This is a genomic window from Pseudomonas sp. Q11, assembly GCF_024494355.1.
GTDB lineage: Bacteria > Pseudomonadota > Gammaproteobacteria > Pseudomonadales > Pseudomonadaceae > Aquipseudomonas > Aquipseudomonas hefeiensis.
The window spans coordinates 383,249-406,169 of the sequence record NZ_JAKNQY010000002.1 but is presented as its reverse complement, the minus strand read 5'-3'; the positions used below and the strand labels follow the sequence as shown (position 1 = coordinate 406,169).

19 protein-coding genes are annotated in these 22,921 nt (G+C 61.0%); 10 read left to right on the top strand and 9 right to left on the bottom strand.

The window, feature by feature from the left end; genetic code table 11:
* Window positions 1–97: 97 nt before the first annotated feature.
* Window positions 98–1,018 carry a MurR/RpiR family transcriptional regulator gene (locus MA884_RS04005; protein ID WP_047230196.1) on the top strand — a complete coding sequence of 307 codons (921 nt, stop codon included), beginning with the start codon at window positions 98–100 and terminating at the stop codon, window positions 1,016–1,018.
* Window positions 1,019–1,047: 29 nt separating this feature from the next.
* Entirely contained in the window at window positions 1,048–1,659 is a 612-nt protein-coding gene (locus MA884_RS04000; RefSeq protein WP_256229139.1) for a glutathione S-transferase, read from the top strand.
* Window positions 1,660–1,845: 186 nt separating this feature from the next.
* On the opposite strand, the gene hcnC is transcribed toward MA884_RS04000, so the two are convergent.
* From hcnC to hcnA, 3 genes are read right to left on the bottom strand one after another with little or no spacing between them, the layout of a single operon-like run.
* Entirely contained in the window at window positions 1,846–3,120 is a 1,275-nt protein-coding gene (gene hcnC, locus MA884_RS03995; RefSeq protein WP_256229138.1) for a cyanide-forming glycine dehydrogenase subunit HcnC, read from the bottom strand.
* Complete coding sequence (gene hcnB, locus MA884_RS03990) at window positions 3,113–4,522, bottom strand: cyanide-forming glycine dehydrogenase subunit HcnB (RefSeq protein ID WP_256229137.1); 1,410 nt, start codon at window positions 4,520–4,522, stop codon at window positions 3,113–3,115. Before hcnB ends, hcnC begins: the two co-directional genes overlap by 8 nt.
* Window positions 4,519–4,842 carry a cyanide-forming glycine dehydrogenase subunit HcnA gene (gene hcnA, locus MA884_RS03985; RefSeq protein WP_256229193.1) on the bottom strand — a complete coding sequence of 108 codons (324 nt, stop codon included), beginning with the start codon at window positions 4,840–4,842 and terminating at the stop codon, window positions 4,519–4,521. The genes hcnB and hcnA overlap by 4 nt, the downstream gene beginning before the upstream one ends.
* A gap of 280 nt (window positions 4,843–5,122) precedes the next feature.
* Between hcnA and MA884_RS03980 the strand changes: the two genes are divergently transcribed.
* The gene (locus MA884_RS03980) at window positions 5,123–5,806 is read left to right on the top strand and encodes a response regulator transcription factor (protein WP_256229136.1); all 684 of its coding nucleotides are present in this window, start codon (window positions 5,123–5,125) and stop codon (window positions 5,804–5,806) included.
* Complete coding sequence (locus MA884_RS03975; protein ID WP_256229135.1) at window positions 5,784–7,169, top strand: HAMP domain-containing sensor histidine kinase; 1,386 nt, start codon at window positions 5,784–5,786, stop codon at window positions 7,167–7,169. Before MA884_RS03980 ends, MA884_RS03975 begins: the two co-directional genes overlap by 23 nt.
* Before the next feature lie 174 nt (window positions 7,170–7,343).
* Here MA884_RS03975 and MA884_RS03970 read toward each other — a convergent pair whose 3' ends face one another.
* The 4 genes from MA884_RS03970 to MA884_RS03955 form a co-directional block, all read right to left on the bottom strand.
* Window positions 7,344–7,592, bottom strand: a complete 249-nt coding sequence (locus MA884_RS03970) for a DUF1652 domain-containing protein (protein ID WP_256229134.1) — start codon at window positions 7,590–7,592, stop codon at window positions 7,344–7,346.
* A gap of 242 nt (window positions 7,593–7,834) precedes the next feature.
* On the bottom strand, window positions 7,835–9,319 hold the full coding sequence (locus MA884_RS03965; RefSeq protein ID WP_256229133.1) for a PAS domain S-box protein: 1,485 nt from the start codon (window positions 9,317–9,319) through the stop codon (window positions 7,835–7,837).
* Window positions 9,320–9,505: 186 nt separating this feature from the next.
* Window positions 9,506–10,789 carry a Zn-dependent hydrolase gene (locus tag MA884_RS03960; protein ID WP_256229132.1) on the bottom strand — a complete coding sequence of 428 codons (1,284 nt, stop codon included), beginning with the start codon at window positions 10,787–10,789 and terminating at the stop codon, window positions 9,506–9,508.
* 235 nt (window positions 10,790–11,024) lie between these two features.
* Entirely contained in the window at window positions 11,025–12,503 is a 1,479-nt protein-coding gene (locus MA884_RS03955) for an NCS1 family nucleobase:cation symporter-1 (protein ID WP_256229131.1), read from the bottom strand.
* 622 nt (window positions 12,504–13,125) lie between these two features.
* Between MA884_RS03955 and hydA the strand changes: the two genes are divergently transcribed.
* The 3 genes from hydA to preA all read left to right on the top strand — a co-directional run bounded on the left by hydA (window position 13,126) and on the right by preA (window position 17,389).
* The gene (gene hydA / locus MA884_RS03950) at window positions 13,126–14,568 is read left to right on the top strand and encodes a dihydropyrimidinase (protein ID WP_256229130.1); all 1,443 of its coding nucleotides are present in this window, start codon (window positions 13,126–13,128) and stop codon (window positions 14,566–14,568) included.
* A 178-nt stretch (window positions 14,569–14,746) separates the two neighbouring features.
* Window positions 14,747–16,114: an NAD(P)-dependent oxidoreductase gene (locus MA884_RS03945; protein WP_256229129.1), complete on the top strand. Its 1,368-nt coding sequence runs from the start codon at window positions 14,747–14,749 to the stop codon at window positions 16,112–16,114.
* Window positions 16,115–17,389, top strand: coding sequence for an NAD-dependent dihydropyrimidine dehydrogenase subunit PreA (gene preA / locus MA884_RS03940; RefSeq protein WP_256229128.1), 1,275 nt, complete (start codon window positions 16,115–16,117; stop codon window positions 17,387–17,389). It begins immediately after the preceding gene.
* 142 nt (window positions 17,390–17,531) lie between these two features.
* Here preA and MA884_RS03935 read toward each other — a convergent pair whose 3' ends face one another.
* Together MA884_RS03935 and MA884_RS03930 are read right to left on the bottom strand one after the other, a co-directional pair.
* The gene (locus MA884_RS03935) at window positions 17,532–18,152 is read right to left on the bottom strand and encodes a TetR/AcrR family transcriptional regulator (RefSeq protein ID WP_256229127.1); all 621 of its coding nucleotides are present in this window, start codon (window positions 18,150–18,152) and stop codon (window positions 17,532–17,534) included.
* 308 nt (window positions 18,153–18,460) lie between these two features.
* A complete protein-coding gene (locus MA884_RS03930) occupies window positions 18,461–18,802 on the bottom strand; it encodes a DUF6124 family protein (RefSeq protein ID WP_256229125.1) in 342 nt (113 codons plus the stop codon).
* A gap of 949 nt (window positions 18,803–19,751) precedes the next feature.
* Between MA884_RS03930 and MA884_RS03925 the strand changes: the two genes are divergently transcribed.
* The 3 genes from MA884_RS03925 to MA884_RS03915 all read left to right on the top strand — a co-directional run bounded on the left by MA884_RS03925 (window position 19,752) and on the right by MA884_RS03915 (window position 22,900).
* Window positions 19,752–20,939 carry an OprD family porin gene (locus tag MA884_RS03925; protein WP_371134729.1) on the top strand — a complete coding sequence of 396 codons (1,188 nt, stop codon included), beginning with the start codon at window positions 19,752–19,754 and terminating at the stop codon, window positions 20,937–20,939.
* A 190-nt stretch (window positions 20,940–21,129) separates the two neighbouring features.
* Window positions 21,130–21,951, top strand: coding sequence for an NAD(P)-dependent oxidoreductase (locus tag MA884_RS03920; protein WP_256229124.1), 822 nt, complete (start codon window positions 21,130–21,132; stop codon window positions 21,949–21,951).
* 43 nt (window positions 21,952–21,994) lie between these two features.
* Window positions 21,995–22,900: an SMP-30/gluconolactonase/LRE family protein gene (locus MA884_RS03915; RefSeq protein WP_256229123.1), complete on the top strand. Its 906-nt coding sequence runs from the start codon at window positions 21,995–21,997 to the stop codon at window positions 22,898–22,900.
* Window positions 22,901–22,921: the final 21 nt, after the last annotated feature.

The following is a 22,921-nucleotide window of genomic DNA, read 5'->3' as shown; positions in this document are numbered from 1 at the left end:
CCCGCGCCTACGCTGTAGACTGCGATCAGCCAACCTATTGTCGAGGGCCGGGCCTTTTCCCGGGCGGCCCTATAAGAACAAGCCAGAAGGATTTTCTATGACCCGCCCCGATCTGCCGGCGCCGTCCGAGAGTGCGTCCGAACCCGCCCTTTCAAGCCCACCGATCAATGCCGAGCGTCTGCTGCAACTGATTACCGACGAGTATGAAAGCCTGCCGCGACAGCTAAAACGCATCGCCAGTTACATGAGCCAGCAAAGCGACCGGATCATGGTCGATCGCATCAGCGACATTGCGCGCGAATGCGAAGTGCATCCGTCGGCCATCGTGCGGTTCTCCCAGCGCTTCGGCTTCAGCGGGTTCAGCGAAATGCAGGCCTTGTTTCGCGAGGCCTATACCCACAAGACCACGCCGGTGCAGAACTACCAGCAGCGCATCCGCAGCATGATCGCCAACAAGTCGCAGAAAGCCAGCGGCGGCGACCTGGCGCGCGAATGCGTCAACGCCACCCTCTCGGGCATCGAGCGCCTGGGCCTGGAGTTGGACGATCAGGCCTTCGACAAAGCCGTGGACCTGGTGGTCAACGCCGACAACATCTATGTGGTCGGGGTGCGACGCTCGTTCGCAGTGGCCGACTACCTGGTCTATAACCTGCAACACACCAACAAGCGCATCCATCTGGTGTCCGGCCTGGGGGGCAGTTATCGCGAGCAAATGCGCAGCGTGCGGGCCAACGACCTGGTGATCGCCATCAGCTTTACGCCCTACGGCAAGGAAACCCAGCACTGCCTGCGCATTGCCCAGCATCATCAGGCCAAGACGCTGATCATCACCGACAGCAACCTGTCGCCCCTGGCCAAACGGGCCAATGCGGTGCTGCTGGTGAACGAAGGCAGCTCTTTCGCCTTCCGCTCGTTGAGTGCCACGCTGTGCCTGTGCCAGGCGTTGTTCATCGCCGTGGCTTACCGACTGGAACTCAAGGTCGATGAGATCCATGAACAGGTCGGGTTCGAGGATTAACCCCGCAAGATTTTTCTGAAGGAGACGTCATGAAACTGATCGGCATGCTGGACTCGCCCTACGTGCGACGCGTCGCCATTTCCGCCAAGTGCCTGGGGGTTGCCCTGGAGCATGAGTCCGTTTCGGTGTTCAGGCACTTCGAACAGTTCCAGCGCATCAACCCGGTGGTCAAGGCCCCGACCCTGGTGCTCGACGATGGCGGCGTGCTGATGGACTCCACATTGATCATCGACTACCTGGAGGCATTGGCCACGCCGGGGAAAAGCTTGATGCCGGTCGACATTGGCCAACGGCTGCGCGCACTGCGCGTGACTGGCCTGGCCCTGGCGGCGTGCGAGAAGTCGGTGCAGATCTACTACGAACGCAACCTGCGGCCGACGGAAATCCAGCACGCGCCGTGGGTTGAGCGCGTGGAAGGCCAACTGGCGGCGGCCTATGGAATGCTGGAGCAAGAACTGGAGAAACAGCCGTTGGGCACCGATGGCACCCTCGATCAGGCGGGCATCACCGTGGCAGTGGCCTGGAGCTTCACCAACCTGGTGGTACCGGACCAGGTGCAGGGCAAGGCTTTCCCGTTGATCAGCGCGTTTACCGCCTATGCCGAAGGGTTGGAGGCGTTTGTCAGCACGCCGATGGAATAACCGGCCGTGAACAAAAAATCCTGGGGTAATCAGAGTACCTGTGGGAGCAAAGCTTGCTCGCGATAGCACTGGATCATCCTGCAACAATGTTGACTGGTATACCGCTATCGCGAGCAAGCTTTGCTCCCACAGATCCCACTGATCCCACAGATCCCACAGATCCCAGAGTTCCCACACAGGATTTGCTCAGGCCAGCTCCATTTCCTTGGGCTTTGCCATGGGTGCCACCTCAAACCGGTCCGCCAGAAACGGCGTGATGTCCAGCGGCAACGGCTCGTTGTTCACCAGCTTGTCCAGCAATACTCCGGTAATGGCCGAGGTCAGGATGCCAGTGCGGAAATGCCCGCAGGCGTTGAGGTAGCCTTCCACGCCGCGCATTGGCCCCAGAATGGGCAACTCATCAGGTGAGCCGGGGCGCAAACCGGCCCAAGTGCGTTTCAGGTTGATGTCGGACAGTTGCGGTATGCACCGCACCGCGCCCTGCACCAGCCCCTCGATTTCCGGGTAGGTGGTGGTCACGTCGAACCCCTTGTCTTCGGTGGTACTGCCGATGAGAATTTCGCCGTTGTCCTTTTGCGCTATATAGCAATCGCTGGTGGTCAGGCACCCGTTGAGGATCTTCGGCATGCGTTCGGTCAGCAGGATTTGCCCCTTGACCGGCTTGACCGGGATTCGCACGCCCGTGGCCTGTTCGCTCAGGTCCGCTGCCCAGGCACCGGCGGCATTGATCAGCGTCCGGCAGTTGAACGTCCCGGCTTCGGCGGTTCTCACCCCCGTCACCCGCGGCCCGTCGCGCAGCACTTCAGTCACGTTGGTGTTGAAGAACATATCGACGCCGTTCTGTCGGGCACCCTCAGTGTAGGCATCGGCCAGGCGGAACGGGCTGACCTGATGGTCGCACAGGAACTCCAGCGCGCCCCGGGCCTCATGACTGACAGTCGGCTCGGCCTCGCGCAAGGCAGCCTGATCGAGCCAGCGCACCTGATCGGCCAGGTGGGGAATGCAGGCGACAATGTGCTCGGCGTACAAACGGTCTTCGTCGTCGTAGATCACGAACTTGAGCCCGGTCTCCTCGAACTTGAAGTCCATGCCGTGGTTGTCCATCAGCTCGCGGTGCAGTCGGGGATACATCGCGTTGGACTGCAGGGCGAAATCGAAGAACGACTGGGGCAGGATGTGCGGGGTGCTGGCGTCCACCGCCACGGCGGCACCCTGGGCCTGGCGCTTGCGGTTGGCCGACATCATCCGAAAGAAGATCACCCCGCAGCCCAGGCCCACGGATTCACCGATAGCCCACAGGCCGCCGGCCGAAGCGCGGGTGGCGTTGCCGGGGCGCTTGGCGTCGATCAAGGCGACCTTCAGATGCTTGCGTTTGGACAGTTGATAGGCACAGGACGCACCGATCACGCCCCCGCCGGCGATGACGACGTCATAGTGCTTGAGGTCTGGATGCTCAGTCATGCGGGACGGCCTCCGTGCCGACGTTCTGAAAAGCTGAAAAGGGAATCGGGTCGATGGGGAAACGCGGCCGCAGCCAGCCAACGTCGGCGCGCCCGGTGGCCTGGCGCAGGCGATCACTGCAATAGCCGACGCACATCCGCCCCTGACAATCGCCCATGCTCACGCGGGTACGCATTTTCAGGCTGGCCATGTCTTGCACACCCTGCTCCAGGGCGCGGTCGATGTCGGCGCGGGTCGCGTGTTCGCAGCGACAAATGACCGTATCGGCGGCTGGCAAAGCAGTTTGTCCGGCGCCGCGCTGGGTGTAGCGGTCCACCGCGGCGCGAAAGCGCACGATCCGGTCAAGCTGCGCCTGATATCGATCTCTGCGCGCAAGGGCGGTGAATGGGTCCAGCACATCGCATCGCATCAGGATCGACAGCGCGGCCATGCGTCCGCTTAGCATGGCAGCCTCACCGCCGCGAATCCCGCCCACGTCGCCGGCCAGGTGAATGTGCGCCTCGCTGCTTTGTTGCCAGGCATCGGACACCGCCCGCAAATAACCGTCATCGCTGGAGCCGTGTTCCAGGCCCATCTGCTGGCTCAATTGGGTGCGGGGGATGAAACCGTAGCCGACCGCCAGCGTCTGGGCCGGGACGTGCTCGACTCGTTTAAGGTCGGGCTCCCAGGTACTGGAATACGGCGCGACGCTGACCATGTTCAACTCACCTTCGCCGTGGGCTTGCACCACCCCCCAGCCATAACGCATGGGGATGCGATGCAGTTTGAGATAAGCCAGCATGCTCAGGCCGTCGAGCAACAGTTGCGGCTTGTTCAACAACGCCAGGCTTTCCTTGGCGATCCTGCCGAATGCACAGGCCTCGTAGACACCCGCCACGGCCACGCCCGAAGCGTGCAGTTGACAGGCCACCAGCGGCAACAACGGGCCGGTGCCGGTGATAACCACCGGGCTCGGCGGCTTGACCACCCCGCTCTTGATCTGCAACTGCAGCCCCCCGAGCATCATCACCCCCGGCAGCGTCCAACCAGGAAACGGCACGCTGCGCTCATGACAACCGGCCGCCAGCACCAGGTGGGAATAGGTGACCTCGCGCAGCTGTTCATCGGCGTTCAGCAGCATCAGTGCCTTGAACCCTTCGGCGCCGATGACGCGGTGGTTGAGTCGCACATCGATCAGCCCGGCATGGCGCTGGAACTCACCGAGGAGTTTCTCCAGGGCTTCGCTGTAGCGCGAACCCAGGTAATCCAGGCTCACCCCGTCGCGCAGCGGCCCGCGGTAAACCACGCCCCCCAGGCGCGGCGCCTCTTCAAGCAGGGTGCAACGTACCCCGTGGGTAGCCAGCTCGATGGCCGCTGCCATACCCGCCGGCCCGCCGCCGACAATCACCGGATCGAGGTTCATGGCGCCTCCGTTTCGGCGATGCGATTGGTCCGGGTTTCGATCTGCATGCCCGGACGCACCTGGGTCTGGCAGGCGCGGCGCTTGTGGCGACCGTCGATCTTGACCAGGCAGCACTGGCACACGCCCATACCGCAGTAGGCACCGCTGAGTTGGTCGTGATCGTTGCGGGCCACTTGACGCTGACCCAGGGACTGGATGACGCTGAGGACCGTTTCACCTTGCGCCGCGCTGACGAGTTGCCCATCAAGGCGCACCGTCATGTCGGCCTGCTTCAGCGGCTGGATATCAAATTTTCGGCGTAGAAGGTCTTGAGGTTGCATCATGCTGCTCTTCCTTGAAGGTTCAGTGAGGTCTCGGCTCCTTGCGGCACACCATCACCGGTTCGTGTCAGTGCCCGTCAGCGACAGCGCGCCAAAGCAGGGCAACGGACGCAGCATGATAGTGCGCACCCAATTCATGTTAGGGATTATTTGTGACCAAGTGTTGATCCAGGCCAGTGAAGACAGCTGTCGGCGTCCATGAACTTTTTTTCAGCAAGCTGACAGCTAATTTTTGGCAGAATGCAGCGCAATGGCTTCAACTTCTCACCCGGTACCGCCCATGAATCGCATTTTGACCATCGAAGACGACGCCGTGACCGCCCGTGAAATCGTCGCCGAACTGACCCGCAACGGCCTGAATGTCGACTGGGTCGACAACGGCCGCGAGGGTCTGGAACGGGCGGTGAGCGGCGATTACGACCTGATCACCCTGGACCGTATGCTGCCCGAACTCGATGGGCTGGTGATCGTGACGACGTTGCGCACGATGGGCGTGGCCACGCCGATCCTGATGATCAGCGCCCTCTCCGATGTGGACGAGCGGGTCCGTGGCCTGCGGGCCGGTGGCGACGATTATCTGACCAAGCCGTTTGCCACCGACGAAATGGCCGCCCGGGTCGAAGTACTGCTGCGGCGCAACAACGGTGCCCGCGAGCCGGAAACCGCGCTGCGGGTGGCCGACCTGGAACTCAACCTGATCAGCCGCGAAGCCAGCCGCAACGGGCAACTGCTCAGCCTGCTGCCCACCGAATACAAGCTGCTGGAGTTCCTGATGCGCAACAGCGGCCAGATCCTCTCGCGCATGATGATTTTCGAAGAGGTCTGGGGCTATCACTTCGACCCCGGCACCAACCTGATCGACGTCCATATCGGTCGCCTGCGCAAAAAAATAGACCCGCCGGGCCTGGAACCGCTGATTCGCACGGTACGAGGTTCCGGCTATGTCATTGCTGAACCCCGCTAAGGGCTGGCGCTCCTCCAGCAGCCGCCTGCTGGCGCTGTACAGTTCGCTGTTCGTGCTCTGGAGTGCAGTCCTGATGGGGGTGATGTACTACGAAGTGTTCGGCTACCTCGACAGCCTCGCCAAACACTCCCTGATGCAGCGCCAGCACCTGTTCGCCCGTATTCATGGCGACCAGTTGGAAGATGCACTCATGGCCAGCCTGACCCTGGATGAACGCGGCGTCGATGCCTACGGCCTGTTCGATCCGCAACTGCGCCACTTGAGCGGACCGATCCGGCGCGTCCCCGCCGACCTGCCGCTGGACGGCAAGATTCATATGCTCGGCGGCTGCGTCGATTCCAGAGATCCAGGTATTCCCTCCGACAGTTGCGACGCGGTGGCGACCCGGACCCAGGACGGCCGCTGGCTGATCCTGGCGCGGGACAACGGTTCGCTGTTCGCTGTGACGCGCATCATTCTGCACGCGTTGTTCTGGGGCGTGTCCCTGACCATCCTGCCGGGCATTGCCGGCTGGCATCTGTTGCGCCGGCGACCGTTGCAGCGCATCCGCAAGCTGCAGGCCAGTGCCGAAGCCATCGTGGCCGGCGACCTGACCCATCGTTTGCCGCTGTCGAGCCGTCGCGATGAGCTGGACATGCTGGCGGCGATCGTCAACGCCATGCTCGATCGCATCGAACGCTTGATGAACGAGGTCAAGGGCGTGTGCGACAACATCGCCCACGACCTGCGCACACCACTGACTCGCCTGCGCGCCCAGCTTTATCGCATCCAGCAGCAAGCCCCGGACGGCTCGCCCGAAGCCTTACAAATGGATCAGGTGATTGCCGAGACTGACACCCTGATGGCGAGGTTCCGGGGGTTGTTGCGGATTTCCGAGCTGGAAGACCAGCAACGGCGCTCAGGGTTCGTACGCCTCGATCCGTTGCAGTTGTTGCAGGAACTGCACGATTTTTATCTGCCGCTGGCCGAGGAGCGGGAACTGACCTTCACCCTCGAAGTGCCCGATGCCCTGCCCTTGCTCAACGGCGACCGGGCATTGCTGTTCGAGGCGGTGTCGAACCTGCTGAGCAACTCGATCAAATTCACCCCGCCGGGCGGTGAGGTGATCCTGCGTGGCGTTGATCAGGGCGACAGCAGCCGCATCGAAGTACTCGACACTGGACCTGGTATCCCCGAGGCAGAGCGCAAGGCCGTGTTTCGTCGCTTCTACCGCGCCGAGGGCAGCAGCCAGCAAAGCGGCTTTGGCCTGGGGTTATCGATCGTCGCGGCGATCGTTAACTTGCACGGGTTCACGCTGGAAGTGGGCAGCAGCGAGCAAGGCGGCGCTCGGCTGGCGCTCGATTGCCGGGCGACGTTGTTGTAGGAGCTGTCGAGTGCAACGAGGCTGCGATCTTTCGATCTGCTCTTTCGCTTGCGATTCAATTGTCTGGGAAAAGATCGCAGCCTCGTTGCACTCGACAGCTCCTACCAGCTCTTACCAGTTCCTACCCGATCCGACGTAGCTCCTACGCAGCGGCTACACAGTTCAGCGGATCATTCAGGCGGGGTCACTTCGATGCAGCGGGGTGTTTTCAAGCTCGTAGCGCAACTCGTCAATCAGCTTTGCGAGGCTTTCTTCTGATCGGACGCTGTCCAGGCTCATGCCACTTACCACCAGATCCACTTCCCCGCTTTCGCGGTGATAGAGGCGTACGGTAAGGGTTCCGTCGCCGTTGAGGCTGCAGTCGCAAGCCAGCGGCGTAAAGCTTTCTTCGAGGCGAGCGCGCAGGGGGGCCAGTTGGGTCATGCCTTACACCTCAGCGCTGAGGTCGCAGATGACCGGCGCACTGCTCCCGGCTCATGGACTCTGCAAACATCCTGTCGATTGCACGATTGATTCGTTCACTGCGCATTGCGGCCTGTTCCTTGACTGTTTCGTGGGGGACGCGGCGTTATGAAGAACATGCCGCACCCTCACAGAGTAAGGAGCCAACGACAGGTGCAAAACCCAAATTTGCACCAGCACGCCCAGTGCATTTGCACTGGCTATCACGGTGCCTTCATTCGCCACTCCTTGGCGAACAGGCCGCGCTCGCGTGCCCAGACAATCGCCTCGCTACGGCTGTGAACATCAAGCTTGGAGTACAGCGTCGCCACGTGATTACGCACGGTGTTGGGGGCCAGCTTCAAGCGCGCGGCGATTTCCTTGTCGGCCAGACCCTGGCAGATCAGCCCCAGCACATCACGCTCCCGGGCTGTGAGTTCTGTAAATGAAGTGCTGGGCAACTGGGCGTTGATGCTCTTCACATTGGCCAGTTTTTCGATGAGGGTCCGACTGAACCAGGAGGCATCTTTCATCACCTCCTCGATAGCCGCCACCAGCTCCAGTTCCGAGCGCTTGCGTTCGGTGATGTTCATCAACACCAGCAAATAACACGGCTTGTCCTGGATGACGACAGTATCGGCCGCCATCTCGCAGTCAATCTGCTCCCCGCCCTTTTTGTGAACCTTGACGTCGACGTTGGACACGGTTGCGGTTTTTTCCAGCGTGGCAAACAGCGCCGCGCGGGCATCCGGATCGAGAAAACCGATTTCCTCCACGGTCTTACCCAGTAGCTCTTCACTGGCGTAACCGCTGGTCTGGAGAAAGGCTTCGTTGATCTCCAGCAATTGCTGTTCGGCGCTGCACACCAGGGTTGGCACGGGGGTGAGGCGGAACGACTTGGCAAAGCGCTCCTCACTCTGGCGCAACGCCGTTTCAGCCTTGCGGCGCGGCTCCATGTCCATGAAGGAAAACAGCATGCAGTCTTCGTCATGCAGGTCCAGCGGCTGGCCGGCGACGATCACCTGCTTGCTACCGCCACCGGGCAATTTCAGCTCGGCCTGCATCTGCGGAATGGTCGCGCCCTGGCCCAGCCGTTCAACGGCCAGATCACGTTTCTCAGCCGCCTCAAGTACGTCCAGCTCATACACCGAACGCCCGATCACTTGCTCGCGACTGTAGCCGGTCATTTCCAGAAAGCCCTGGTTGACCTTGATATAACGCAGGTCGCTGAGACGACAGATCACCGCCGGCGCCGGGTTGGCGGCGAAGGTTTTCTCGAAACGCTGTTCGGCGCTGGCCCATTCGGTGGCGTCGCTGAGAATCAGCACCAGCAATTCCGCCTCACCGCTGCGGTCGGTCAGCACCATGCTGCGAATCCGATGAACCCAGGTGCGGTCCGGATCGGCCTCGGGCGTGACCTCCACCAAGACATCGCTGAACTCATCGCCACGGGCGACCCGAGCAATGGGGTAGTTGTCCGCGGTCAGCGGGTGGTTGTTGCGATAGCGCAAATTGAACCGCTGGACGTATTCCTCGGCGTTGGCCCCCAGCTCCTTGAGGTCAGTGACCCCGTGCATGGTCAACGCCGCTTCGTTGGCCCAGGCGATGGTCTGATCGACTTCGATCAACATCACCCCGTCAGACAGCCCGGCGATGATTTGCAGCAGTTGACGACGATTGGTATCGGTAGTCGGGACATCCTGGCTCATCGGGTCTCCATGTGGTCAGAGGAGCATGGAGGTTAAGACCATCCGCGGTGATGACACGTTCCCCCGTAAGAGCTGTGTAGGAGCTGTGTAGGAGCTGTCGAGTGCAACGAGGCTGCGATCTTTCCAAACGCCAATCGAGTCGAGAGCGAAAGATCAAAATCAAAAGATCGCAGGCTTCGCCAGCTCCTACATATCAAGGCGCCCCTCGGCGATGGCCTGTGAGGCGGCGAGCATCGCTCGCAGCAGCACCGCACAACCGGCGGCGAGGTCATCCGGGGCGGCGTTTTCGATTTCGTTGTGGCTGATGCCGCCTTCGCACGGTACGAAGATCATCCCGGCCGGCCCCAGTTCGGCGAGGAAGATCGCGTCGTGGCCGGCGCCGCTGACGATGTCCATATGCGACAGGCCCAGCCCTTGGGCAGCACCGCGTACGGCTTCGACGCAGCCCTTGTCGAAGTACAGCGGCGGAAAGTCGGCCGTAGGGGTCAATTCATACGTCAGGCCGTGTTGCTGGCAGGTGTCAGCAATGACTTGCCTGACCTCGGCGATCATCGAATCCAGGCGTGCCGGTTCCAGGTGACGAAAATCCAGGGTCATGCGCACTTCGCCCGGGATGACATTGCGCGAACCGGGATAGGCTTGCAGGCAGCCAACCGTGCCGCAGGCATGGGGTTGATGACCGAGGGCCGCGCGGTTGACCGCACCGACGATGATCGAGGCACCGACTAAAGCGTCCTTGCGCAAGTGCATCGGGGTCGGACCGGCATGGGCTTCGACGCCCCGCAAGGTCAGATCGAACCACTTCTGCCCCAATGCGCCCATCACCACGCCGACGGTCTTGCGTTCGTCCTCCAGGATCGGCCCCTGCTCAATGTGAGCCTCGAAATACGCCCCCACCGAATGCCCGCTGACCGGGCGTGGCCCGGCGTAGCCGATGGCATTGAGCGCCTGGCCGACGGTAATGCCCTCGGCGTCGGTCTTGGCCAGGGTTTCTTCGAGGGTAAACTTCTCGGCGAATACGCCAGAACCCATCATGCACGGGGCGAAGCGCGAGCCTTCTTCGTTGGTCCAGACCACCACTTCCAACGGCGCTTCGGTCTCTATTTTCAAGTCATTGAGGGTGCGCAGCACTTCCAGGCCGGACAGCACACCGAAGCAACCGTCGAACTTGCCGCCGGTAGGCTGGGTGTCGATGTGGCTGCCGGTCATCACCGGCGGCAGGTTCGGATTGCGCCCCGGACGACGGGCGAAAATATTGCCCACCGCGTCAATGCTGACGGTGCAGCCGGCCGCCTCGGTCCATTGCACGAACAAGTCCCGGGCCTGGCGGTCCAGCTCGGTCAGGGCCAGCCTGCACACCCCGCCCTTGACCGTGGCACCGAGCTGCGCCAGGTCCATGAGCGACTGCCACAAGCGGTCGCGGTTGATGTGCTGTTGGGTGGACTGTAGAACGTCGACGGCTGCGTTCATGGGGGATCTCCAGTTTTTTCAGGCATTTTCTCGTTGTACTTGAGGCCGCTATCGCGAGCAGGCTCGCTCCCACAGGGGATCTGCTGTGCACACAGACTTGCATTCACCCAAATCCAGTCTGGGAGCGAGCCTGCTCGCGATGGGGCCCTCCCCCACAGGGGATCTGCTGTGCACACAGACTTGCATTCACCCCAATCCAGTGTGGGAGCGAGCCTGCTCGCGATGGGGCCCTCCTTTACACCGCAGTTTTAGCAATGGACGGGCTCGCCCGCAGACTGCACAACCCGTAATAAATCACCCCGCCCAGTGCCGAGCCGGTGAACCAGCCGTAGCTGTAGAACCAGCTGAACGCGTCGCTGCCCAGGGACAGCAGCGTCAGCACCACCGGCACGCCAAAGGCGATGAAGCCATTCCAGTTCCAGGCCGGGTAGACGTCGTCGCGGTACAGCCCGGCCAGGTCCAGTTGCTGTTTCTTGATCAGGAAATAGTCCACCACCATGATCCCGGCAATCGGCCCCAGCAGGCTCGAATAACCCAGCAGCCAGTTGGAATAGACCGATTCAAGGCTGACCTCGGAAACGATCAGACCGAGTTTTTTCAGCAGTTCGTGGGCCATCAGCGCCAGCCCTACCAGCCCGGTCAACATCACCGCCTTGGTACGGCCGATCAGCTTCGGCGCCAGGTTCTGGAAGTCGTTGGTAGGCGAAACGATGTTGGCGGCGGTGTTGGTCGAGAGCGTGGCGATGATGATCAACACCATGGCCAACGCCACCCACAGCGGGCTCTGAATGTGTCCGATCAGGGTCACCGGGTCGGAGACGGTCACGCCCACCAGTTTTGCCGAGGCCGCCGTCATTACCACGCCGAGGGCGGCGAACAGGAACATGGTCAACGGCAGGCCGATGATCTGCCCCACGATCTGGTCTTTCTGACTCTTTGCATAACGACTGAAGTCAGGAATGTTCAGCGACAGCGTGGCCCAGAAACCCACCATCGCCGTGAGCCCCGCCAGGAAATAGCTGGTCACGCCGGCCCCTTCGGGCCGCTTGGCCGGCTGCGCCATCAGTTCGGTCAGGGAGACGTTGGGCAACGCCCACATCAGCAGGCCGATCCCTACCAGCACCAGCAGCGGTGCGGACAGGGTTTCCAGCCATTTGATCGACTCGGCACCGCGCAGCACCACCCACAGGTTCAAGACCCAGAACACCATGAAGCCGATCACTTCGCCGGTACCGCCCAGGCTCTTCCAGCCTTCGAACACCGAGCCGAGAAACAGATGAATCGCCAGCCCGCCGAACATCGTCTGGATGCCGAACCAGCCACACGCCACCAGCGCGCGGATCAGGCAGGGGACGTTGGAACCGATGACGCCGAAAGACGAGCGCAACAGCACCGGGAACGGAATGCCGTATTTGGTCCCGGCAAAGGCGTTCAGGGTCAGGGGAATCAGCACGATGATGTTGGCGAACAGGATGGCCAGCAGCGCTTCGCCCACCGACAGCCCGAAATAGGCCGTGAGCACGCCGCCAAGGGTGTAGGTCGGGACACAGATCGACATGCCAACCCACAGCGCGGTGATGTGCCATTTGTTCCAGGTTCGCTCATGCACCTGGGTCGGCGCGATGTCATGGTTGTAACGGGGGCTGTCGAGAACGTCGCTACCGGCTTCAAGCTCGTATAACCCGTCGCGCTCGGTCACTGTTGATCTGGTCATGTCCGCTCCACTGTTTTCATTATTTTTGCTCATCGACTGGCGATGGCCGGAGTACTTGCATGTAAAGCGCGCGTTCTACCGGCGGCCCTGCCTGGCAGCGACAGCACTCAATAACCGTGCCGCTTGCCTCGCCAGGTTGACCGGTTGAACGATATAACCCTGACAACTTTCTGATATTTAACGCTTTAATCCGATTTCATTGTTTGCTCGCACTGTGCGCCAGTGCCCATGAGGCTAGATGACCTGCACGTTCTGTCGAGCCCGAGATTCAAAGTGGTGCACCTCACATTATTGCGAGGCCTCTAAACCGCACTTTAACGCCTTTCAAGCTGCTGATTTACCATGATAAATCTCGCTCAAATAATGATCCTGTCAAGTGCGTCAAAATGGTGAGGCAGCTCACCATTTTGGTGATTAATTCATTTAATTCATATTTTTCAATTAGTTATAAGCTCAAACAATCTATTAAAAATAATCTTGCTGATTCTTAAAACTCCAGCTAGCTTCTAATCCTGACAGCTGTGACAGGATTATAATTCTGCACGACTTCATCACTTGCCCATCGTGATCCATACAACATAAAGAACCGGCATCAGTCGGTCATGCCTGCGAGGAACTCGGAATGTCTTTATTGATCCGTGGCGCCACCGTAATAACCCATGATGAACGTTATCGCGCCGATGTGTTGTGTGCCGAGGGTGTGATCAAGGCCATTGGTGAAAACCTGGATGCGCCCGCCGATGTCGAAGTACTCGATGGCAGCGGCCAATACCTGATGCCGGGCGGCATCGACCCGCATACCCACATGCAGTTGCCGTTCATGGGCACCGTCGCCAGCGAAGACTTTTTCAGTGGCACGGCGGCAGGCTTGGCGGGAGGCACGACGTCGATCATCGACTTTGTCATTCCCAATCCCCAGCAATCGCTGATGGAAGCCTTCCACCAATGGCGCGGCTGGGCAGAAAAAAGCGCCAGTGACTACGGTTTTCACGTGGCGATCACTTGGTGGAGCGAACAGGTTCGTGAAGAGATGGCCGAACTGGTCAGCCATCACGGAGTGAACAGCTTCAAGCACTTCATGGCCTACAAAAACGCGATCATGGCGGCCGACGACACCTTGGTGGCGAGCTTCGAGCGGTGCCTGGAGCTGGGCGCCGTGCCCACGGTGCATGCCGAGAATGGCGAGCTGGTTGATCATCTGCAACGCAAGTTGCTGGCCCAGGGCATTACCGGCCCCGAAGCCCATCCACTGTCGCGGCCCTCGCAAGTGGAAGGTGAAGCCGCGAGCCGGGCCATCCGTATTGCCCAGACGTTGGGCACGCCGCTGTACCTGGTGCATGTGTCGACCAAGGAAGCCCTGGATGAAATCACCTATGCCCGCAGCCAGGGCCAGCCGGTCTACGGTGAAGTATTGGCCGGGCACCTGCTGCTGGACGATAGCGTGTATCGCCACCCCGACTGGCAGACCGCCGCCGGATATGTGATGAGCCCGCCCTTCCGCCCCCGCGGGCATCAGGAGGCGCTCTGGCATGGCTTGCAGTCGGGCAACCTGCACACCACCGCCACCGACCATTGCTGTTTCTGCGCCGAGCAGAAAGCCGCCGGCCGCGAAGACTTCAGCAAGATTCCCAACGGCACCGCCGGTATCGAAGACCGCATGGCGGTGCTCTGGGATGAAGGGGTCAACAGCGGCAAATTGTCGATGCATGACTTCGTCGCCCTCACCTCCACCAACACCGCGAAGATTTTCAACCTTTACCCGCGCAAAGGCGCCATTCGTGTCGGTGCCGACGCCGACCTGGTGGTCTGGGACCCCCAAGGCAGCCGCACGATTTCGGCCAAGACCCACCATCAGCAGGTGGATTTCAACATCTTCGAAGGCAAGACCGTGCGCGGCGTGCCCAGCCACACCATCAGCCAGGGCCGGCTGGTCTGGGTCGATGGCGACCTGCGGGCCGAACGCGGGGCCGGACGCTACATCGAACGACCGGCTTATCCGGCGGTGTTCGATTTGCTGAGCAAGCGGGCTGAGTTGCACCGGCCGGTTGCAGTGAAACGCTGCTAGCGGCCTACGGCCTATCGCGAGCAGGCTCGCTCCCACACTGGGTTTTGAATGGATACAAAAATCTGTGTGCACCACAGATCCCTGTGGGAGCGAGCCTGCTCGCGATGAGGCCAGTCCAGGCAACGAAAAAAACACTGCCCACCAGAGGCAGCACCTCAAACACCGTGAGGCCAATTCCATGATCCAGCCCTTGAGTCACCTCCCCCATTCCCAGGAAGACCCGACCGCCCTCGCCGCGCGTTTCAGCGACCTGGCGCCACCGCTCAACGCGCGCCAGGCCCACCTGGAAGCATCCCGTTGCCTGTACTGCTACGACGCGCCGTGCGTGAACGCCTGTCCGAGCGAGATCGACATCCCCTCGTTCATCCGCAACATCCATCAGGACAACGTCCAGGGCGCGGCGCAAAAGATTCTCTCGGCCAATATCCTCGGCGGCAGTTGTGCCCGGGTCTGCCCCACGGAGATCCTTTGCCAGCAAGCCTGCGTGCGCAACAACGCCCACGAGTGCGCGCCGGTACTGATCGGCCTGTTGCAGCGCTACGCCGTGGACAACGCGCACTTCAGCGAACACCCGTTCAAACGCGCCGTCGCCACCGGCAAGCGCATTGCCGTGGTTGGCGCGGGTCCCGCAGGGTTGTCCTGCGCTCACCGCAGCGCGATGCACGGCCATGACGTGGTGGTGTTCGAAGCCCGGGAAAAGGCCGGCGGCCTCAACGAATACGGAATCGCCAAATACAAGCTGGTGGACGACTATGCCCAGCACGAATTGGACTTTCTGCTGGGCATCGGCGGCATCGAAATCCGCCATGGGCAGAAGCTGGGCGAAAACCTCAGCTTGAGCGACTTGCACCAGCAATTCGACGCCGTGTTCCTCGGCCTTGGCCTGGCCGCCAGCAAACAACTGGGCCTGAGCGATGAACAGGCGCCGGGGCTGCTGGCCGCCACCGAGTACATCCGCGAGTTGCGCCAGGCCGACGACCTCAGCCAATTGCCGCTGGCCGAGCGCTGCATCGTCCTCGGTGCCGGCAACACCGCCATCGACATGGCCGTGCAGATGGCCCGTCTCGGTGCCCGGGACGTTAGCCTGGTGTACCGGCGCGGCCTTGAGGACATGGGCGCCACCGTCCATGAGCAAGACATCGCCAAGGCCAATCAGGTGCGTCTGCTGACCTGGGCCCAGCCGCAACAGGTGCTGCTGGACGAAGCCGGGAACGTGCGGGGCATGCGCTTCTGCCGCACCCATCTGGAGAACGGTCGGTTGGTCATCGGCGCCGACACCTTCGACCTGCCCGCCGACGGGATTTTCAAAGCCATCGGCCAGGCCTTCGATGACCACGCGCTGGCGGACCCGCTGGCCCGGGAGCTCAAACGCCAGGATGGACGAATCCTGGTGGACGAGCATTTACGCACCAGCATTGCCGGCGTGTATGCCGGCGGTGACTGCACCAGCCTGGACCAGGACCTGACGGTGCAGGCCGTGCAGCACGGCAAGCTTGCCGCCGAGGCGATCAACGCTCAACTCATGCTCAACGTGGAGGCTGCGTAAATGGCCGATCTGTCGATTGTCTTCGCCGGCATCAAAGCCCCCAATCCGTTCTGGCTGGCCTCCGCGCCGCCGACCGACAAGGCCTACAACGTGGTACGTGCCTTCGAGGCCGGTTGGGGTGGCGTGGTCTGGAAAACCCTTGGAGAGGACCCGGCGGCCGTGAACGTGTCGTCGCGTTACTCGGCCCACTTCGGCGCCAATCGCGAGGTGCTGGGCATTAATAACATTGAGCTGATCACCGACCGTTCGCTGGAGATCAACCTGCGGGAAATCACCCAGGTGAAAAAGGACTGGCCGGACCGGGCGCTGATCGTGTCGTTGATGGTGCCGTGCGTGGAAGAATCCTGGAAACGCATCCTGCCCCTGGTGGAGGCCACCGGCGCCGATGGTATCGAGCTGAACTTCGGCTGCCCCCACGGCATGCCGGAACGGGGCATGGGCGCGGCCGTCGGCCAGGTGCCGGAGTACGTCGAGCAAGTCACGCGCTGGTGCAAGACCTATTGCTCGTTGCCGGTGATCGTCAAGCTCACGCCGAACATCACCGACATCCGCGTCGCTGCCCGGGCGGCCCATCGGGGCGGCGCCGATGCGGTGTCGTTGATCAACACCATCAATTCCATCACCAGCGTCGACCTGGACCGCATGGTCGCCCTGCCCATCGTCGGCAGCCAGAGCACCCACGGCGGCTACTGCGGCTCGGCGGTCAAGCCAATCGCGCTGAACATGGTCGCGGAAATCGCCCGCGACCCGCAAACCCAGGGCTTGCCGATTTGCGGCATCGGTGGCATCGGCAGTTGGCGCGACGCGGCGGAATTCATCGCCCTGGGCAGTGGCGCCGTGCAAGTGTGTACGGCAGCGATGCTCCATGGCTTTCGTATTGTCGAAGAGATGAAGGATGGTCTGTCACGCTGGATGGACGATCACGGCCACGCCAACCTGCAGGCATTTTCCGGTCGTGCGGTGGGCAACACCACCGACTGGAAGTACCTGGACATCAACTATCAGGTCATCGCCAAGATCGACCAAGAGGCCTGTATTGGCTGCGGTCGCTGCCACATCGCCTGTGAAGACACGTCCCACCAGGCCATCGCCAGCCTCAAACAGACGGACGGGACGCGCAAATATGAAGTGATCGATGAAGAGTGCGTGGGCTGCAATCTCTGCCAGATCACCTGCCCGGTGCAGGACTGCATCGAGATGGTGACGATGGAAACGGGCAAGCCGTTCCTGGACTGGAACCATGATCCGCGTAATCCCTATCATGTAGCGGTCTGAGGACTGAGGTGTCTGGACTGGCGCCATCGCGAGCAGGCTCGCTCCCACACTGGGTCGTGTCGTTCACAGAGTTTGTGTACGCCAGAAATCCACTGTGGGAGCGAGCCTGCTCGCGATAGGGCCATCAGCCACACCACAAATTTCAGGGCTCCAACCCAATCCCCCGCAGGATCACACTGGTCACCGTCTGCACCGCCCGTTCGAATTGCATGTCGGACAGCGGCTGATGGTCGTTGAGGATGTTGATCTGATGGTCGAAGTCGGCGTAGTGCTGGGTCGAGGCCCAGATCATGTAGAGCAGGCTTGAAGGCTCCACCGGCAGGATGCGCTTGTCCTCGACCCACTGGCGGATCTTCGCTTCCTTCATCTTGGCCCAGTCATAAAGGCTGGCATCCAGCGCCTGGCCCAGCGTCGGCGCGCCGTGGATCACTTCGTTGGCCCAGACCTTCGAGCCGTAGGGCCGACTGCGGGAGTGGTTCATCTTGGCGCGGATGTAACTGCTGAGCACCACCCGTGGGTCATCGAACAGCTCGAAGCACAAGGCATCCTGCTTCCAGACTTCCAGCAGATCGAACAGCACGGCGCTGTACAGTTCGCTCTTGGTGCTGAAGTAATAATGCAGGTTGGATCGGGGCAGCTGCACCTCGGCGGCGATGTCGGCCATGGCGGTGCTGCCGAAGCCCTTTTCGGCAAAGACCTTCTCGGCGGCCAGCAGGATTTTCTCGACGTTACTGCGACGAATCTCGATCTTGTGATTGCCCATGAGGGCTCCCTGGCAACAGCGTTGAGCAAGACTAGCATTCACCCACTTTTGAAAACACCGGCGCTGCTTGTGGGAAAGCTTTTGTGGCGAGGGAGCTTGCTCCCGCTCGGCTCTGTAGGAGCTGGCGAAGCCTGCGATCTTTTGATCTTCGCTTGAGACTCAACTGTCTGGGACAAGATCGCAGCCTCGTTGCACTCGACAGCTCCTACAGGCGCAGCCCAGCGGGAGCAAGCTTCCTCGCCACAGAAGCGGGTTCGCGCTGGCCTCTGGAGGTGTTCTTCAGAGGCCAGTTTCAAAGGGTGAATCGGCTAGTGCGCTTCGACATTATCCAGCGCACGGTTCGCCAGCAATCCGCTCAGTTCGATCAATTGCTGGATGCCCAGGGCGATGTGGCGCCTGGGACCTTCAAGGTCGAAGGCCAAGTCACTGACCATGGCATTGGCCGAGGCCAGGTTTTCGCTGAGGTTGGCGAGCAGGGTTTCGGTGTCGACGCCATTGGCGACGGTGAACAGTTGGCCGGGATCGGCCTCGGGCTTGTTGGGTTTGGGTTTGGGCTTGAGGTAGTGGTCGAGGATGCGGTCGGCGGCTTTGTCAAACGCCCTGGAGTTGGATGGATCTGTATCGGGTGGGTTGGGGGTTACTTTGAACATAGATGAATCTCCAAATCGAAAATGGAGCCATCACTCTCGCTACCAAACGAAGGGTGGCGGCCATACGCGGGTTGGTAGACCGGTGACTTGGAGAACCGGCGCGTCCGAAGACGCCCTGCGCATGACCGCCATAAAACAGTTCCGAAATGGACTGTATGACAAGGGCTATGCGACAAGTCAAAAGCCGGGCTACCAAACCCGATCACTGATTTCTCAGCGACCCGGAAACGATAGAGCCCGGCCCCAAGGCGCACAAGCCGGCGGATTCTGGCGCAGTTGTAGGTAATGGCGCAAGACAACGTAGCCCGACCCCGAAAGATCCTACATCTGGATAAACACAAACCCGTTTGGACCAGGAACAGGGTTAAACAACACACCCTTGTGGCGAGGGAGCTTGCTCCCGCTGAGTTCTGTAGGAGCTGGCGAAGCCTGCGATCTTTTGATCTTCGCTTGAGACTCAACTGTCTGGGACAAGATCGCAGCCTCGTTGCACTCGACAGCTCCTACAGACGCAGTCCAGCGGGAGCAATCTCCCTCGCCACAAGAGCCTTCTTAAGACTTCCAATCGCCAGCATTCGACTAATGTCTTAGACCAGTCATCGCACAACCAAGCGCCCTTCCCGCTACTCTCAGGCCGCCGGATTGGCCCGGCGCCACGGCCTGCGATCGTGACCTCGGCCAGCGACAGCCATTGCAGCGCCTGATTTTTAGGCCTCCCCGAGTTGGACAATTTCGATAATGGCCAGTTGACAACGAGGAACGACGCCCAAATAATCCGCGACATGTTGTACGACGACGTATGACAAATAAAAACAACAAAAAAGTAGGGAGCGTCATAGTGAGCACACCTGTCCGTTTTTCACCCGGCAACCAAACCCGTCGTACCCTTTTCAACTCCCGGCACGCCCTGGGGTTGATCAGTTGCAGCAGCCTGGCCCTGTTCCTGCCCATGACCGCCAGCGCCGAAGGCTTCGTCGATGACGCCAAGGTCAATCTCAACCTGCGCAACTTCTACATCAACCGCAACTTCACCAACCCGGACAACGCCCAAGGCAAAGCCGAGGAATGGACCCAGAGTTTCATTCTCGACGCCAAGTCCGGCTTCACCCAGGGCGTGGTCGGTTTCGGCGTGGACGTGCTGGGCATGTACTCGGTCAAGCTCGACGGGGGTCGCGGCACTGCCAATACCGCCTTGTTGCCGGTGCACGATGATGGCCGTCCGGCCGATGACTTCGGTCGCCTGGGGGTCGCCCTCAAGGCCAAGGTATCGAAAACCGAACTGAAGGTGGGCGAATGGATGCCGGTGCTGCCGATCCTGCGCTCGGACGACGGTCGCTCCCTGCCGCAAACCTTCCGCGGCGGCCAGGTAACCTCCACCGAAATCAGCGGCTTGAGCCTCTACGGCGGTCAGTTCCGCGCCAACAGCATGCGCAACGACGCGAGCATGGAAGACATGTCCATGAACGGCCGCGGTGCGTTCCTTTCGGACCGCTTTAACTTCGGCGGTGGCGAATACGCCTTCAACGACAAACGCACCCAGGTCGGTGTCTGGTATGCCGAACTGTCCGACATCTACCAGCAGAAGTATTTCAACCTGACCCACAGCCAGCCCGTCGGTGACTGGACCCTGGGCGCCAACCTCGGTTACTTCATCGGCAAGGAAGAAGGCAGCGCCTTGGCCGGCGACCTGGACAACAAAACCTTGTCCGCCATGCTCTCGGCCAAATACGGTGGCAACACCTTCTACGTCGGCCTGCAAAAACTCAGTGGCGACGATGGCTGGATGCGCGTCAACGGCACCAGCGGCGGCACCCTGGCCAACGACAGCTACAACTCCAGCTATGACAACGCCGAGGAAAGATCCTGGCAAGTGCGCCACGACTTCAACTTCGCCGCCGTCGGCGTACCGGGCCTGACCCTGATGAACCGCTACATCAGCGGTGACAACGTGCACACCGGCACCATCACCGACGGTAAGGAATGGGGTCGCGAAAGCGAACTGGCCTACACCGTACAGAGCGGTGCGTTGAAGAGCCTCAATGTGAAATGGCGTAACTCGACAATGCGCCGGGATTACAGCACCAGTGAGTTCGATGAGAACCGCTTGATCGTCAGCTACCCAATCTCGCTTCTTTAAGCCGGGATCCCCCGCCATGGCCGCTTTTCAAAAGGGCCATGGCGACGCAACAGCCAAAGGCAAGGATGCCGTTTTAGAGCGATTCGTCGATCAAACGTTGACAAGGTAGCGGTAGGATAAGGATATTCCCTCTCGGTCGTACGACAACTTATAACAACTGATACCTCTCACCGTTTGCTCAGGTACTTTCATGACTACGACACACATTCGCCAACCCTTCAATCGTCTGCTGCTGACCGGCGCTGCCGGCGGCTTGGGTAAAGTCTTGCGTGAACGCCTCAAGCCTTTCGCCCGCCATATTCGCCTGTCGGACATCGCCAACATGGCCCCGGCCATTGATGAAAGTGAAGAAGTGGTGCCGTGCGACCTGTCTGATAAACAGGCGGTGCACCAACTGGTGGAAGGCGTCGATGCTATTTTGCATTTCGGCGGCGTTTCGGTAGAGCGTCCGTTCGAAGAGATTCTCGGTGCCAACATCAGCGGCGTGTTCCACATCTATGAAGCCGCCCGCAAGCATGGCGTCAAGCGCGTAATCTTCGCCAGTTCCAACCATGTCATCGGCTTCTACAAGCAGGACCAGGCCCTAGACGCCCTATCCCCTCGCCGTCCGGATGGCTACTACGGCTTGTCCAAGTCCTACGGCGAAGACATGGCCAGTTTCTACTTTGATCGCTACGGCATCGAAACCGTGAGCATCCGCATTGGCTCGTCGTTCCCCGAACCGCAGAACCGCCGGATGATGAGCACCTGGCTGAGCTTCGACGACCTCACTCAACTGATCGAATGCTCGCTCTATACCCCGAAAGTCGGCCACACCGTGGTGTATGGCATGTCCGCCAACCGCGACGTCTGGTGGGACAACAGCCAGGCCGCGCACCTGGGCTACCAGCCCAAGGACAGCTCCGAAGTCTTCCGAGCCAAGGTCGAAGCACAGCCGATGCCGGCCGCCGATGACCCGGCCAGGGTCTACCAGGGTGGCGCCTTTGTCGCGGCCGGCCCGTTCGACGACTGATTCGCCTGTTTTTCATGGGATACGAACGAACCAAGGAATCGCCATGCAAGCCGAATTGATTGTCGATGCACGCAACGCTGTCGGTGAGAGCCCCGTGTGGGTCCCCGAGGAAAACGCCCTGTACTGGGTAGACATTCCCAGCGGCGGACTGCAGTGCTGGAATGCCGGAACCGGACAACTCAAAGGCTGGGAAACGCCCGAAATGCTCGCCTGCATCGCCCGTCACCAGGACGGGGGTTGGGTCGCCGGCATGGAGAGCGGCTTCTTCCGCCTGCACCCCCATGACGACGGCAGCCTCGACAGCGAACTCTGTGCGAGCGTCGAGCACAGCCGCACCGACATGCGCCTCAACGATGGCCGTTGCGACCGCCAGGGCCGTTTTTGGGCCGGCAGCATGGTGCTGAACATGGGGGCCAACGCCGACGCAGGTCGGATGTACCGTTATGAGGCCGGACAACGCAGCCCGGTCGAGGCACAACTGAGCGGGTTCATCGTCCCCAACGGCCTGGGCTTCAGCCCGGACGGGCGCACGATGTACCTCTCCGACTCACATCCGTTGGTCCAGCAGATCTGGGCTTTCGACTACGACATCGACAGCGGCACGCCCTCTAACCGGAGGCTGTTCGTCGACATGATGCCCCTGGCCGGACGCCCGGACGGCGCGGCGGTGGACGCTGAAGGTTGCTACTGGATCTGCGCCAACGATGCCGGCCTCATCCATCGCTTCACCCCGGATGGCCGACTGGATCGCTCATTGGCGGTGCCGGTGAAAAAACCGACGATGTGCGCCTTCGGCGGCAGCCGTCTGGACACCCTGTTCGTCACCTCGATCCGCCCTGGCGACGACACTGATCCGCAATCCCTGGCCGGGGGCGTGTTTGCCCTCAACCCCGGCGTCAAGGGCCTTGCCGAAACGGCTTTCGGAGGATCGAAACACGCCGCCAACTGACCTGCATTGCCGCTTCATTCG

What these genes read in the sequence shown, in the direction of transcription:
- MA884_RS04005 (WP_047230196.1), top strand. Translation starts at nt 98, where the DNA reads ATGACCCGCCCCGATCTGCCGGCGCCGTCCGAGAGTGCGTCCGAACCC.
- MA884_RS04000 (WP_256229139.1), top strand. Translation starts at nt 1,048, where the DNA reads ATGAAACTGATCGGCATGCTGGACTCGCCCTACGTGCGACGCGTCGCC.
- hcnC (WP_256229138.1), bottom strand. Translation starts at nt 3,120, where the DNA reads ATGACTGAGCATCCAGACCTCAAGCACTATGACGTCGTCATCGCCGGC.
- hcnB (WP_256229137.1), bottom strand. Translation starts at nt 4,522, where the DNA reads ATGAACCTCGATCCGGTGATTGTCGGCGGCGGGCCGGCGGGTATGGCA.
- hcnA (WP_256229193.1), bottom strand. Translation starts at nt 4,842, where the DNA reads ATGCAACCTCAAGACCTTCTACGCCGAAAATTTGATATCCAGCCGCTG.
- MA884_RS03980 (WP_256229136.1), top strand. Translation starts at nt 5,123, where the DNA reads ATGAATCGCATTTTGACCATCGAAGACGACGCCGTGACCGCCCGTGAA.
- MA884_RS03975 (WP_256229135.1), top strand. Translation starts at nt 5,784, where the DNA reads ATGTCATTGCTGAACCCCGCTAAGGGCTGGCGCTCCTCCAGCAGCCGC.
- MA884_RS03970 (WP_256229134.1), bottom strand. Translation starts at nt 7,592, where the DNA reads ATGACCCAACTGGCCCCCCTGCGCGCTCGCCTCGAAGAAAGCTTTACG.
- MA884_RS03965 (WP_256229133.1), bottom strand. Translation starts at nt 9,319, where the DNA reads ATGAGCCAGGATGTCCCGACTACCGATACCAATCGTCGTCAACTGCTG.
- MA884_RS03960 (WP_256229132.1), bottom strand. Translation starts at nt 10,789, where the DNA reads ATGAACGCAGCCGTCGACGTTCTACAGTCCACCCAACAGCACATCAAC.
- MA884_RS03955 (WP_256229131.1), bottom strand. Translation starts at nt 12,503, where the DNA reads ATGACCAGATCAACAGTGACCGAGCGCGACGGGTTATACGAGCTTGAA.
- hydA (WP_256229130.1), top strand. Translation starts at nt 13,126, where the DNA reads ATGTCTTTATTGATCCGTGGCGCCACCGTAATAACCCATGATGAACGT.
- MA884_RS03945 (WP_256229129.1), top strand. Translation starts at nt 14,747, where the DNA reads ATGATCCAGCCCTTGAGTCACCTCCCCCATTCCCAGGAAGACCCGACC.
- preA (WP_256229128.1), top strand. Translation starts at nt 16,115, where the DNA reads ATGGCCGATCTGTCGATTGTCTTCGCCGGCATCAAAGCCCCCAATCCG.
- MA884_RS03935 (WP_256229127.1), bottom strand. Translation starts at nt 18,152, where the DNA reads ATGGGCAATCACAAGATCGAGATTCGTCGCAGTAACGTCGAGAAAATC.
- MA884_RS03930 (WP_256229125.1), bottom strand. Translation starts at nt 18,802, where the DNA reads ATGTTCAAAGTAACCCCCAACCCACCCGATACAGATCCATCCAACTCC.
- MA884_RS03925 (WP_371134729.1), top strand. Translation starts at nt 19,752, where the DNA reads ATGACCGCCAGCGCCGAAGGCTTCGTCGATGACGCCAAGGTCAATCTC.
- MA884_RS03920 (WP_256229124.1), top strand. Translation starts at nt 21,130, where the DNA reads ATGACTACGACACACATTCGCCAACCCTTCAATCGTCTGCTGCTGACC.
- MA884_RS03915 (WP_256229123.1), top strand. Translation starts at nt 21,995, where the DNA reads ATGCAAGCCGAATTGATTGTCGATGCACGCAACGCTGTCGGTGAGAGC.